The following is a 13,539-nucleotide window of genomic DNA, read 5'->3' as shown; positions in this document are numbered from 1 at the left end:
AGGGCAGATTGGTCAGCGGGTGAAGGGGTAACGACCTCAGGCCTTTTCGGATCGGTATTCATAGAAATAGTGGCCGTAGTGACTGTATCCATACACGGATGACTTCTTGATTACGGCGTTGAAGATGGCGCCCTTGAGCTGGATATCGTCCTGCTCGAAACAGCGCTTGGCGGCTTCTATCTCCTTGGCCGAGTTCTGGCCGAAACGGGTGACCAGCAGGCAGATGCCGGCTTCGCGACCGACGATCGAGGCGTCGGTCACCGCCAGGACCGGCGGGGTGTCGATCACGATCAGGTCATAACGTGCGTCCACTTCATCGAGAAAGCGCCGAAAGTTCTCATGCATCAACAGCTCGGAAGGGTTGGGTGGAATGCGCCCGCGGGGTATCAGGTGCAAGCTGTCGATTTCGGTGCGATGGATGGCGCTGTCCAGGTCCAGGCGCGCGGTGAGCAGCTCGGATAATCCATCCCTGGCGGGCAGGCGGTACATCTTGTTGAGGTAACCCTTGCGCATGTCGGCATCGATCAGCAGGACTTTCTGTCCGGCCTGGGCCATGGTCGCCGCCAGGTTGGCGGCGACGAAGGACTTGCCCACCGATGGGCTGGGGCCGGAGATCATCAGTACGTTGTTCTTCGCCTCGGCATGGGCGAAGTGCAGGCTGGTCCGCAGGCGGCGCAGTGACTCCACGGCCAGGTCGGCGGGGTTCTTCATTGCCAGCAACAGCGAGTTGCGCTGCGCCGCCTTGCTGTTGCTGCGCAGGTTCTTCTCCAGATGTTCCTGGTCCTTGCTGAAGGGGATGGCGGCATAGACCGGCAATCCCAGGTGCTCGATGATCTCCGGGTTCTCGACGCCGCGATTGTGAATCTGCCGCAGCAGCACCACGGCTACGCCGAGAAAGCCGCCGAACAGGGTGGCCAGGACGGTGATCAGGGCCTTTTTCGGCTTAACCGGGCGCGATACGCTGGCGTCGGCGGCGTCGATGATGCGCACGTTGCCGACGGTGCCGGCGCGCAATACATCCAGCTCCTGGGAGCGGTTGAGCATGGCGGTGTAGACCTCGGTGGTCACCGCTACATCCCGTGACAGACGCAGTAGTTCCTGCTGGGTTTCGGGCAGCTCATCGACCTTCTTGCTCAACTCGTTGCGCTGCCGTTGCAACTGCTGGGTCTGTTCGAGCAGGATCTGGTAGGACGGATGCTCACCGGTGAAGCGGCGCTGCAACTCGGCGCGTTTGAGGTTCTGCTCGGAGATCAGGGTGTCCAGCTCGATGATCTGGCTGAGTACCGACTGGGTTTCGATGGAGATGTCGACCGACTTGCTGCTCATCTGGAAGTCGTTCAGGGCCTGCTCGTAGCGTTCCAGCTCCGAGCGCACCTGGGGCAGCTGCTCGCGCAGGAACTCCAGGCTCTGTGCCGCTTCGGCGGAGTTGCGCTCTACGTTCTGGCGAACGTAGAGACGGCTTACTTCATCCAGGACGCGAATGGAGTGCTGGTGGTCCGGGTGCTGGAGGCTGAGGCTGATGATGCCGGAATCCCTGGAGCGCTCACTGGCTTCCAGCTCATTCTGGTAGTGCATGATGGTATTCAGCAGGCGGTTGCGGGATACCGTGAAACGGGTGCCTGGCCGCGCCCGCAGGGTAGCGATCTGCACCTTGAAGCCGTTCTGGTCGAGCTGCTGGCCGATCTGCCCGGTGAGCAGCTGTGCGTCATCTTCATCGTAAAGACTGAAGTAATCGTGCTCCCCGGCCACCAGGGTCAGGGGTTTGTCCAGGTATTCGGCGGGTACCTCCAGCTGGAAGATATCCAGCTCCTCGCCGCCCCAGGCATACTCGGTCAGGCCAAACCAGGGCATGGCCACCTCGCCTCTGAAGTGCGGTTGGAAGCGCCGCGCTGCCCATTCGCCGATCAGTGGGAAGTGGTTGGGTGCCGAGAGCGTGTCCAGTTTCAGGTTGATCACGGCCTGGCCTATGACGGCCCGGGACTTGAGCAGTTCGATCTCGGTGACGGCCTTGGAAGGGGTTCCGAAGACATCGGACAGTTCCGACAGCCCCGCCAGTCGCCCACCGCTTTTCTCCTCGATCTGGATCAGCGCGTTGGCCTGAAAGATTGGCGTCGCCAGGATGGCATAGGCCATGCCCAGCAGGGCGAACGCGATCGTCAGGCCGGCAATGATCCATTTGCCTTCGATCAGTGCGCCGAACAGCACTGCCAGATCGATTTCATCGGTATTGCCCTGGTTGCGATAGGGGGACGAAATGTTTTGCATGATTTTCCTTGCGCGGGCGCAAATGTGAGTATGGGGAGCTCCGGCATGGCCTTTTCAGGCACGCTACCGCCCCAGGATTTGCAGTCGGATCCTGAGAACTGTTGATATGTCGGTATAAAACTTTCTCGGGCGGGCATACGGCAGCCACAACGGCTACTGCACGTTTGAGAAAAAGCAGTTTGGTAAAACGTACCGCTACTGCCGGAACATGTTTGCCAGGGCAGCCGTCCAGATTTCAGGCTGTTGGTGATGTCCGATTCGGTGGGTGTACAAGGGTTTAACTAGGTCTTCCACTGACCCCGGCCGCAGGGAAGGGCAGGAGTGAGTGGCTGCTTCAATCGTATGCTGGATCGATCTGTTGGTGATGTCTTGTCGCCAGTCAGGAAGCAGTGGCCGGGAAAAGTCCGAGGCCAGTATCTGGTACAGAAGAACGCCCAGGGAGTAGATATCGCTGCGCTGGGATACACCGCCGTTGCGGTAGGTTTCCGGGGCGCGGTAGAAGCAACTGCAATTGTTGTAATGTTGCTCCGGGGCCGGATTGCCCAGGGACTTCCCGGGTGCCGTGATTCTTATATGACCATCTTCGGACACAATCAGGTTGTCGGGCTTCAGGAACGAATGCACGGTGCCTTTGGAGTGCTGCATGGACACTTCCCTGGCCAGGCTCATGAACAGATCGAGCCGTTGTTCCAGCGGCATGATCGATAGGTGGTGCCGTCCGGCCCATGCATCCAGACTGGTACCACCTGCCGCGTGGAAGGCTGCGCCCTCCGCATAGGCGCTCGCCATATCCGCCTGGGCATCGACGGTAGCGCCGAAGCTGCCGAGTTCGCCGGTTGGGTTCATCGAAATGACATCCAGGTAATGGGATGAGGGCGGGGGTGGGCTGATCCGCGCGCTGGTGAACAGCGGGTTGCTGGCCGCCAGATGTGCACTGAGGTGGGGCAGCGAGGGAATGATGCTGCAGTCGGGCTCGGCCTCCATCTTCCTGACCGGCCCCTTGATGCGGTAGCCGACGCGGGGGATGGTGATCAGCAGCGGGGCATTTTCCCCCAGTGCCTTGCGCAACTTGGCCGTTGCGTTGGCCAATACGTTCTCCACGGTGAGCCGGCCGCCCCAGACCGTTTGCAGAAGTTCGCCCTTGGTCACTACCTGGTCTGCATGCTCGAGCATTTTTGCCAGTAATACCAATGGCCTGCGTTCAATCGCTACAGGCGTTCCGTTTATCCTGAGTTCGAACTTCGCTTCATCGAATTCGGCTGTACCGAAGAAATATCGGTACAGCCTGGCAGGTCGTTTATCGAGTAAATCCATATGCCGTCTCCTCAGCAGGATGAATCACGACGCTATTAAGGCAGATGTTGGCTGATTAAGTTTGCTGCGTTAGTGAATCGTTATTGATTGGTGACTATTGAGCCGGCGTTATTGATTCGTGAAGGCGAAATGCCGGTTTTCATGCCTGAATAACCCTGTGGATGGGTAGTGGCAATCTCATATCTGCTGCACCGACCTGGCCTCCCTTAGTGCGTTGGGGTAAGTATATGGAAATCTTGCGTAGTTACGCTGAAAAGACCATCGAGAAAGCGCGATCATCACTGATATCGGTGTCCCTGGGGCTTTTGCCCGAGGTTGTGGAGTATCAGCTTCGGTATCTGAAAAGACATGGGAGGCTGTGCAACTTCGATAACCCCGAGAGGTTGACCGAGAAGCTGCATCACCGGATGCGTTATCCCTTGCCGCACTTTTCCCGCCTGGCCGATAAGGTCCTGGCCCGGGAGTACATTCGGGATACTGTAGGCGAGAAGTTCAATGTCCCACTGTATGGCGCAGTGGAAATGATAACTGCGTCACAATTTGAGCATCTGCCCAATACCTTTGTCATGAAAACCAACAACAGTAGCGGCTCTGTTCGCATTGTTCCGGACAAGTCGCGGGAGGACATTGCCGCTCTGGTTAGCCTGGGCAACTCGTGGCTGCGTGATGACTTTTCCAAATGCCGGGGAGAGCGGCACTACAAGGCGATCCGGCCACAGGTGCTGTTCGAGCAGGCGTTGTTGACCGACGCCGGCCCACCGGCGGACTACAAGATCCATGTATTCAATCCCGCCGAGGGGGACAGCTATCTGTTCGTGCAGGTCATCAATGGCCGCTTCGGCAGAATGACCCAGAACCTGTATTCGGCGGACTGGCAGAGCCTGCCGTTTCGATTGGGTGGAACCTTGCCGCAGAGCACCGATACGGCGATCACCACTGCTCCGGCCAATCTGGCCGAGATGCTGGATGTGGCCAGCCGCCTGGCGCAGCCGTTCGGCTATTGCCGGGTGGATCTGTACCTGTTTGAAGGGCATGTCTATGTCGGTGAGATCACCTTCACGCCGGGAGCGGGCGCTTTCAAGTTGTATCCAGCGGAGTGGGATCGGAAGTTGGGGGCGTTGTTTCGCTGGCCGGAGATTCCCATGTCGGGTGCCGCCGAGGTCGCCAGCGAGCGCAGCGGTCATTTCCACAACGCGGTGAACGAACTGGGGTGAGGCATGGATACATATCGCGGTGACATCGAAGGGCTACGGGCGCTGGCCGCCTTGCTGGTGGCGATATTCCATATCTGGATGAACAAGGTATCCGGTGGCGTGGATGTATTTTTCGTGGTTTCCGGGTACCTGATCACGCTTTCGCTGCTGCGCCAGAGCGAGCGGCTGGGGCGGGTGCGACCCTTGCTGTTCTGGGCCGGACTGGCCCGGCGACTGTTACCCGCCGCGCTGCTGGTGATCGCCGCGGTGCTGCTCGGTACCTGGCTGCTGTTGCCACGATCGCTGTGGATGGCTTCGATGAAGGAAAGCCTGGCGGCGATGTTCTACCTCGAGAACTGGCTGCTGGCATTCAACTCGGTGGACTATCTGGCCCGTGATAACCAGCCCAGCCCGGTACAGCATTACTGGGCGCTGTCGGCGCAGGGGCAGTTCTATGCGCTCTGGCCGTTCGTCATCATGCTGGCGCTGTACCTGGGCAGGCTACTGGCGCTGGGCCGGCGCCAGGCGGTGCTGCTGACCTTTGCCGGTGTATTCGTCCTGTCGCTGGTTTTTTCCATCATCCATACCGCTGCCAACCAGACCTTCGCCTATTTCAACACCTTCGCCCGGGTCTGGCAGTTCGCGCTGGGTGGGCTGGTGGCCATCATGCCCTGGGCGGCGCTTGCCGAAGCTCCGCGCCGGTTCATGGGCTGGCTGGGGTTGGCGGCGATTCTGAGTTGCGGGCTGGTGCTGGACGTATCGCTGAGCTTTCCCGGGTACGTGGCGCTGTGGCCATCGCTGGGTGCGGCGCTGATCCTGGCGGCCGGAGCGAGCGCAGTGAGCAACAGTGCCGGTGGCTTACTGGCGATTCGACCGTTGGTCTGGCTGGGTGGGATCAGTTATGCCTTCTATCTCTGGCACTGGCCGATCATGATCTTCTTCCGGGCTACTTTTGTCGAATTGGGAGCAGTCTGGTATGGCGGTGTGATGATCATGCTGCTGTCGTTGCTGCTGGCCTGGGGCACCACCCGCCTGGTGGAAAAGCCGCTGCGAGCGCGACTGGGCACGCGGTCTCCGGGCTTTGTCTATGCCACGGCACTGGTTGCAGTGGCTCCACTGGTGCTGGCGATCGCCCTGTGGCGTAACGAGGTGCAGGGCCTGGCCGAACACTATCAGGTGCCGGAAACGGTGGATGCGGTGCGCTATCCCGGTGCACGGGCGCTGAGCGCAGGGGCTGCGGAGCATGTGCTGGAGGAGGCGAGGGTCATTCCCGAGCCGTTCATGGCCAGCAGGGATGTGCCCAAGCCCTATCGCGAGGGTTGTCACCAGGGCCTGCTGGGGAGCGAGGCGAGTGCCTGTCATTATGGACATGCCGACGGTGTGCTGACCATCGCCGTGGTGGGTAGCTCCCATGCTACCCATTGGGTGCCGGCATTGGAGAAGATCGCCCTGCAGCGCAACTGGCGGCTGGTGAGTTTCACCAAGAATGGGTGCCGCTTTACCGCCAATGCACAGGAGTCGCCGGAGAATCGGGAGAATTCCTGTGCGCTATGGAATGACAACGTGTTGGCGGCGCTCGAACGACTGGCCCCGGATCTGGTGTTCACCACGGCCAGCGTGGCAGCCACCGCGGACCGTGCGGAACATGTTCCGCCAGGCTATGTGGTCCAGTGGCAGAAGCTGCAGCGGATGCGGCTGAAGATCATCGCCGTGCGCGATACGCCCTTCATGGGCTTCCATGTGCCGACCTGTGTCGATATCAACGGCGCTGACTCGCAACGCTGTTCGCGGCCGAGGGAGCAGGCACTGGCGGTGGACCTGCGCTTGCCGCTGGAGGAATTGGGCGGGGAGGGGCAGGCCATCCACTTCATCGATATGAGCGATTACTTCTGCACCCGCGACAGTTGCCCGGCAGTGGCCGGCAATATCCTGATCTACAAGGACAGAAGCCACGTATCCACCCTTTACATGAAGTCCCTGAGTGGCTTCCTGGCAGAGGCGATCGACCGTTCGGCCTGGTCGTTGGCCGAGCGACAGGCCAGCCGCCTTCTCAGGCGCGGAGCGTTGGTGTTCTGACTATGGGCTCTGGCCTGGTATTGCCAGGCCAGGGCCGCGAGTTACTCGACGGTCACCGACTTGGCCAGGTTCCTGGGCTTGTCGACATCCGTGCCCTTGACCAGGGCGACATGGTAGCTGAGCAGTTGCAGCGGAATGGTGTAGAGGATCGGCGAGATGATGTCGTCCACCTGCGGCAGGCTGATGATGCCGTCGCCCTGCTGGTGGTCGATGCTTTCACAGGCGAAGGTGATCAGTTCGCCACCGCGGGCACGCACTTCCTCCAGGTTGGACTTGAGCTTTTCCAGCAGGCTGTCGCTGGGGGCGACGCTGACCACCGGCATGTCCTCGTCGACCAGTGCCAGCGGGCCGTGCTTGAGCTCACCGGCGGCATAGGCCTCGGCGTGGATATAGGATATCTCCTTGAGCTTGAGCGCACCTTCCATGGCGATGGGGTAGTGCGGGCCGCGACCGAGGAACAGGGCGTGATGCTTGTTGGCGAAACGCTGCGCCAGGCTGGTGATGGCCGGCTCCAGTGCCAGCACCTGGCCGATCAGCGCCGGCAGTTTGCGCAGCGCCGCCACGTTTTCGGCCACCTGCGGCGCGCTGCTGTTGCGCACCTGCAGCAGCGCGGTGGTGAACCACAGCAGGGCAACCAGCTGCGTGGTGAATGCCTTGGTCGAGGCGACGCCGATTTCCGGGCCGGCATGGGTCAGCAGGCGCCAGTCGGCCTCGCGTACCAAAGAGCTGCCGGCGACGTTGCAGATAGCCAGGGTGGCGAGATAGCCCTGGTTGCTGGCAAAGCGCAGCGCGGCCAGGGTATCGGCGGTTTCACCTGACTGGGATATGGTGACCAGCAGGGTATTGGCTGGCACCACCACGCGGCGGTAGCGGTATTCACTGGCCACCTCGACCTGACAGGGCAGGCCGACCAGGGACTCGATCCAGTAGCGGGCGACGAGACCGGCATGGTAGCTGGTGCCGCAGGCGACGATGTGGATGTTCTGGATATCCGCCAGCTTGGTTTCCGCTTCCGGGCCGAGAATGGCGGTCAGTACGTGGTCATCGCCAAGGATGCCGCTGAGGGTATCGCTGATGGCGTCGGGTTGCTCGAAGATTTCCTTGAGCATGTAGTGGCGATATTCGCCTTTTTCCAGACTGTGGGCGGCGTGTTCGTAGCGTTTGACCGAGCGCTCGACCTGCTGATGCTCGCGGTCCCAGATGTCGCACTGCTGGTCGCTCAGACGCGCGTGATCGCCTTCGTCCAGGTAACGGAAGCGGTCGGTGACCTGCAGCAGCGCCAGCGGGTCGGAGGCCAGATAGTGCTCGCCGCTGCCTTCGCCGATGACCAGCGGGCTGCCCATGCGCGCGCAATACAGGTGCTGCGGCTCGTCCTCATGCACCAGCGCCAGTGCATAGGCGCCGTGCAGTTCGCCGAGGGTGGCACGAAAGGCCTTCAGCAGGTCTGCGTCCTGACTGTAATGCCAGGCGATCAGGTGCGCGACCACCTCGGTATCGGTTTCCGAGGTGAACACATAGCCCAGGTCGGTCAGCTTCTTGCGCAGGGGAGCGTGGTTTTCGATGATGCCGTTGTGGACGATCGCCAGCCCTTTGGAGACGTGGGGGTGAGCATTGTGCTCGGCCGGTTTGCCATGGGTGGCCCAGCGGGTATGGGCGATGCCCAGGTAGCCATTGGCGGGATTGGTCGCCAGGGCGCTCTCCAGTTCCGCCACCTTGCCGGTGGCACGAACCCGCTGGATACCGGTACCGCTGGCCAATACGGCAACGCCCGCCGAATCATAGCCGCGATATTCCAGGCGACGCAGACCTTCGAGCAGAATGGGAGTGATATTGCGCTGAGCGACCGCGCCGACGATTCCGCACATGTTGTGGTTTCCTTGTTGCCGGATGCAAAGAGGGCAGTTTATCACTGCTGGTCGAGGGGCGATATTTCCGGGTTGTCGCGCGCCTGCGCGACGACGTATGTGCTCGGAGACCGCAGGCGTAGCGCAGGCGCGCTACACCCCCGGGGTTGTCGAGCGCCTCGGGCCGCGATCGGACTCGACGACGCATTTTGCCCGGAGATCGCAGGCGTAGCGCCCGAACGCGGACCGGGGCACCACACCCCCAGGGTTGTCGCGCGCCTGCGCGACGACATCGTGCTCAGCGCCGGTTGAAACGCTCCACCAACGCACTCTGCTGGGTGGCGCTGTCAGCCAGTTGCAGATTGATCTCGGCACTGCTTCGGGCGTGGGTTGCGGTCTGGTCGGAGAGGACGGCGATATTGGTGATGTTATGGTTGATCTCGTCGACCACGGCGCTCTGTTCCTCGGCGGCGCTGGCGATCTGGCCGGCCATGTCGTTGACCCGCTCGATGGCCTGGCGGATGCCGTCCAGTGCCTCGTCGGCCTGAATCACCAACTCGACGCCTTGGTCCGCCTGTTCGCTGCCGGCATGCATGGTGTTGACCGCGCGGTTGGTGGCCTGTTGCAGGTTGTCGATCAGCCCGTGGATCTGCTCGGTGGAGTCGGCGGTGCGTTTGGCCAGTGCCCGGACCTCATCGGCGACCACGGCAAAACCGCGGCCCTGTTCGCCCGCGCGGGCGGCTTCGATGGCGGCGTTGAGGGCCAGCAGGTTGGTCTGCTCGGCGATGCCCTTGATCACGTCGACTACCGTGCCGATCTCCCTGGCATCGGTCGCCAGTTGCGAGGCGACGGTGGCGGCGGAGCTGACCGAGGCGGAGAGCATCTCGATGGAGTCGCGCGCCTTGCCGGCCACCGCCTTGCCCTGTTCGGCCTGCTGGTTGGCGCTGCGTGCGGCGTCGGCCGCGCGGTGCACGTTGCCGGCCACTTCCTGGGTTGCCGCGGACATCTCATTGACCGCGGCCGCGACCATGTCGGTTTCGTTGCGCTGGCGCTCCAGCTGGTCGCTGCTCTGCCTGGACAGCTCGCTGCTGTGCAGGGCCTGCAGTCGGAGCTGCTCGGTGCTATCGGCGACCCGGGTGATGCAGGTGCGCAGCTGGGCCTGCTGGCTGTGCAGGGCCATTTCCAGCTGCCCGAGCGGGCCGCGATGGTCGGTGTACATCTGCGCGAGCAGGGGATCGATGATGCTGTTTTCCGCGCCTTTGGTGAGCATGCGCAGCAGGGTACGGTCGCGCATGTGCTTGAGCAGCAGACCGATCGGGCCCCCGACAGCCGCGGCCAGCAGCAGGCCCCAGAGGCCGAGGAAATGCACCGACAGGCCGCCGAAGCAGCTGATCAGCGCAACTGGCAACAGGATCTGCAACATGCCCCGCCAGTCGGCGGGCACCGCCTTGCTGCCGGCATTGAGCCGGGCATACAGGCGGGTGGCGCGGGCGACTTGGTCGGGTGTGGTCCTGGTGCGTACCGACTCGAAGCCGACCACTTCATCGTTCTCGCGGATCGGCGTGATGAAGGCATTGACCCAGTAATGATCGCCATTCTTGCAGCGGTTCTTGACCACGCCCATCCAGCTGCGGCCCTGCTTGAGGTCGTTCCACAGGTGGGCATAGACCGCCTGGGGCACATCGGGGTGACGCACGATATTGTGCGCCTGGCCGATCAGCTCCTCGCGGCTGAAGCCGGATACATCGACGAAGGCATCGTTGCAGTAGGTGACTACGCCTTTCAAGTTGGTGGTGGAAATCAGTCTCTGGTTGGCATTGAAGGTTCTCTCCCGTTGGGTCACGGGTAGATTCTTGCGCATGGGCTTTCCTGAAGGCTCTGGTTATCTGGACTATTCTAATAGGTGTTGTCCGGTGGGGTATCGGCCAGACCGCCTAGTTCTTGAACGGACTTGTCGGTCTCGAAGATTCTAAGAGGAGCAGTCCCTGATGTCATCAATCGACAGTTTGCAAACCCTCAGCAGTCTGCAGGTAGGCGGCCTGACCTATCAGTATCATTCGCTGCCCAAGGCCGGCCTGTTGCTGGGTGAAATCGACCGCCTGCCGATGTCGCTGAAAGTGCTGCTGGAGAACCTGCTGCGCTATGAGGATGGCCAGACGGTGACCGGTGAGGATATCCAGGCGATGGCCGACTGGCTGACCACCCGGCACTCCGACCGGGAAATCCAGTACCGGCCGGCGCGGGTATTGATGCAGGATTTCACCGGCGTACCGGCGGTGGTCGACCTGGCCGCCATGCGTGATGCCGTGGCACGGGCCGGTGGTGATCCGCAGCGGATCAACCCGCTGTCGCCGGTGGACCTGGTGATCGACCATTCGGTGATGGTCGACCGCTTCGGCGATGAACAGTCCTTCCATGACAACGTGGCCATGGAGATCAAGCGCAACGGTGAACGCTATGCCTTCCTGCGCTGGGGGCAGAAGGCGTTCAACAACTTCCGGGTGGTGCCGCCGGGTACCGGCATCTGTCACCAGGTGAACCTGGAGTACCTGGCGCAGAGTGTCTGGGCCGAGCAGATCGATGGGCAGCTGTGGGCCTATCCCGACACCCTGGTCGGGACCGATTCGCATACCACTATGGTCAACGGCCTGGGCGTGCTGGGCTGGGGCGTGGGGGGCATCGAGGCGGAGGCGGCGATGCTCGGGCAGCCGGTGTCGATGCTGATCCCCGAGGTGGTGGGTTTCAAGCTGACCGGCAAGCTGCGCGAGGGCATGACCGCCACCGACCTGGTGCTGACGGTGACGCAGATGCTGCGCCAGCGTGGGGTAGTGGGCAAGTTCGTCGAGTTCTATGGTGATGGCCTGGCCGATCTGCCGCTGGCCGACCGTGCCACCATCGCCAATATGGCGCCGGAGTACGGCGCTACCTGCGGCTTCTTCCCGATCGATGAGGTGACCCTGAGCTACCTGCGCCTGACCGGTCGGCCGAGCGAGGTGGTGGAGCGGGTCGAGGCCTACAGCAAGGCGCAGGGGATGTGGCGCGAGCCGGGCCATGAGCCGGTGTTCTCCGATACCCTGCATCTGGACATGGGCGAGGTCGAGCCGAGCATGGCCGGTCCGCGCCGGCCCCAGGACCGTGTGGCGCTGGGCGATGTGCACAGGGCATTCGATGCGCTGCTGGAGCAGCAGAAGGCGCCGGTGGTGCGCGATGTTGAACGCCTGGAGGATGAAGGTGGTGGTGGCGCGGCCATTGGTGGGCCGAGTGGCGAGGTGTGCGTGACCATCGACGGCGAAGAGCATGTGCTCAAGGATGGCGCCGTGGTGATTGCCGCGATCACCTCCTGCACCAACACCTCCAACCCCAGCGTGATGATGGCTGCCGGACTACTGGCGAAGAAGGCGGTCGAGCGCGGCGTGCGGCGCAAACCTTGGGTCAAGTCATCGCTGGCTCCGGGTTCCAAGGTGGTCACCGACTACCTTGAGCGGGCCGGGCTGACCGAGTATCTGGACCAGTTGGGCTTCAACCTGGTCGGCTACGGTTGCACCACCTGCATCGGCAACTCCGGGCCGTTGCCTGAACCGATCAGTCACGCGGTCAGTGAGCATGACCTGGTGGTGTCGGCGGTGCTGTCGGGCAACCGCAACTTCGAAGGGCGCATTCATCAGCAGGTCAAGGCCAACTGGCTGGCGTCGCCGCCGCTGGTGGTTGCCTATGCGCTGGCGGGTGACAGTCGGATCAATCTGCTGGAGGAGCCGCTGGGGCTGGATCGCGACAACAAGCCGGTGTACCTGCGTGACCTGTGGCCGAGCAATGCCGAGATCGCCGAGGCGGTGGCGCTGGTCGAGGACAGCATGTTCCGCCGTCGTTATGCCGATGTGTTTACTGGCGACGAGCACTGGCGGGCGATTGCCACCAGTGGCGGTGATACCTATGCCTGGGACAGCCAGTCCACCTACGTGCAGAACCCGCCGTACTTCGAGGATATCGACAAGCCGCTGCAACCGCTGCGGCCGATTAAGCAGGCGCGGGTATTGGCGGTGTTCGGTGATTCGATCACCACCGACCATATCTCGCCGGCGGGCAACATCAAGTCCAGCTCCCCGGCGGGTGAGTACCTGCAGCGCCTGGGCGTCAGCCCGGATGACTTCAACTCCTACGGCTCGCGGCGTGGCAACCATGAAATCATGATGCGCGGTACCTTCGCCAATATCCGCATTCGCAACCGCATGCTCGGCGGCGAGGAGGGCGGCCTGACCATTCATGTGCCCAGCGGCGAGCGCATGTCGATCTACGATGCGGCCATGCGTTACCAGCGCGAGGGTACGCCACTGGTGGTGCTGGCCGGCAAGGAGTACGGCACCGGGTCGAGCCGCGACTGGGCGGCCAAGGGCACCAACCTGCTGGGGGTGAAGGCGGTGATCGCCGAGAGCTTCGAGCGTATCCACCGCTCCAACCTGGTGGGCATGGGCGTGTTGCCCTTGCAGTTCGTCAATGGCCAGGGCGCTGCCACGCTGCAGTTGACCGGGCATGAAGTGCTGGAGATTCCCGGCATCAACGACCAGCTCCGGCCCGGCCAACCGCTCAAGGTCATCGCCACCCGCGACGATGGCCGGAAACTGGAGTTCGAGGTGCAGTGCCGGATCGATACCGGCAATGAGGTGGATTACTTCAAGGCGGGTGGGATTCTGCATTATGTGCTGCGGGAGATGTTGAAGTGAGCCTGATGGCTGGCGCTCCCCCCGGGGTTGTTGCGCACGAGGTGCTCCCCTGGGGTTGTCGTATATGGTCTCCTCCCTCATTGCAAGGCTTTCAACATTCAATGACAAGAGCAGGTTGTCTGTCGTATA

At 62.2% G+C, this 13,539-nt stretch carries 7 protein-coding genes; 3 read left to right on the top strand and 4 right to left on the bottom strand.

What is annotated here, in order from left to right; genetic code table 11:
* Positions 1 to 36: 36 nt before the first annotated feature.
* Both H6X51_RS16690 and H6X51_RS16685 read right to left on the bottom strand, forming a co-directional pair.
* Entirely contained in the window at positions 37 to 2,265 is a 2,229-nt protein-coding gene (locus H6X51_RS16690) for a polysaccharide biosynthesis tyrosine autokinase (protein ID WP_185268604.1), read from the bottom strand.
* Between the two features lie 195 nt (positions 2,266 to 2,460).
* Positions 2,461 to 3,579 (bottom strand): protein kinase domain-containing protein, encoded by a 1,119-nt coding sequence (locus tag H6X51_RS16685; protein ID WP_185268603.1) that lies wholly within the window; start codon positions 3,577 to 3,579, stop codon positions 2,461 to 2,463.
* 161 nt (positions 3,580 to 3,740) lie between these two features.
* On the opposite strand from H6X51_RS16685, the gene H6X51_RS16680 reads away from it, so the two are divergent.
* A complete protein-coding gene (locus tag H6X51_RS16680; RefSeq protein ID WP_328795711.1) occupies positions 3,741 to 4,793 on the top strand; it encodes an ATP-grasp fold amidoligase family protein in 1,053 nt (350 codons plus the stop codon).
* Between the two features lie 3 nt (positions 4,794 to 4,796).
* Positions 4,797 to 6,848, top strand: coding sequence for an acyltransferase family protein (locus H6X51_RS16675; protein WP_185268601.1), 2,052 nt, complete (start codon positions 4,797 to 4,799; stop codon positions 6,846 to 6,848).
* Positions 6,849 to 6,889: 41 nt separating this feature from the next.
* Here the strand turns inward: H6X51_RS16675 and glmS are convergent, their stop codons facing one another.
* Together glmS and H6X51_RS16665 are read right to left on the bottom strand one after the other, a co-directional pair.
* On the bottom strand, positions 6,890 to 8,713 hold the full coding sequence (gene glmS, locus H6X51_RS16670) for a glutamine--fructose-6-phosphate transaminase (isomerizing) (RefSeq protein ID WP_185268600.1): 1,824 nt from the start codon (positions 8,711 to 8,713) through the stop codon (positions 6,890 to 6,892).
* Positions 8,714 to 8,990: 277 nt separating this feature from the next.
* Positions 8,991 to 10,553 (bottom strand): methyl-accepting chemotaxis protein, encoded by a 1,563-nt coding sequence (locus H6X51_RS16665; RefSeq protein WP_185268599.1) that lies wholly within the window; start codon positions 10,551 to 10,553, stop codon positions 8,991 to 8,993.
* A 127-nt stretch (positions 10,554 to 10,680) separates the two neighbouring features.
* Here H6X51_RS16665 and acnA point away from each other — a divergent pair, with 127 nt between their 5' ends.
* Positions 10,681 to 13,410 (top strand): aconitate hydratase AcnA, encoded by a 2,730-nt coding sequence (gene acnA / locus H6X51_RS16660; protein WP_185268598.1) that lies wholly within the window; start codon positions 10,681 to 10,683, stop codon positions 13,408 to 13,410.
* Positions 13,411 to 13,539: the final 129 nt, after the last annotated feature.

This window comes from Halopseudomonas xiamenensis, assembly GCF_014219065.1.
GTDB lineage: Bacteria > Pseudomonadota > Gammaproteobacteria > Pseudomonadales > Pseudomonadaceae > Halopseudomonas > Halopseudomonas xiamenensis.
This window is presented reverse-complemented; position numbering and strand designations above follow the sequence as displayed.

Excerpts from the sequence above, each read along its gene's own strand:
- H6X51_RS16665 (WP_185268599.1), bottom strand. The coding sequence starts at position 10,553 with ATGCGCAAGAATCTACCCGTGACCCAACGGGAGAGAACCTTCAATGCC.
- H6X51_RS16675 (WP_185268601.1), top strand. The coding sequence starts at position 4,797 with ATGGATACATATCGCGGTGACATCGAAGGGCTACGGGCGCTGGCCGCC.
- H6X51_RS16685 (WP_185268603.1), bottom strand. The coding sequence starts at position 3,579 with ATGGATTTACTCGATAAACGACCTGCCAGGCTGTACCGATATTTCTTC.
- H6X51_RS16680 (WP_328795711.1), top strand. The coding sequence starts at position 3,741 with ATGGGTAGTGGCAATCTCATATCTGCTGCACCGACCTGGCCTCCCTTA.
- glmS (WP_185268600.1), bottom strand. The coding sequence starts at position 8,713 with ATGTGCGGAATCGTCGGCGCGGTCGCTCAGCGCAATATCACTCCCATT.
- H6X51_RS16690 (WP_185268604.1), bottom strand. The coding sequence starts at position 2,265 with ATGCAAAACATTTCGTCCCCCTATCGCAACCAGGGCAATACCGATGAA.
- acnA (WP_185268598.1), top strand. The coding sequence starts at position 10,681 with ATGTCATCAATCGACAGTTTGCAAACCCTCAGCAGTCTGCAGGTAGGC.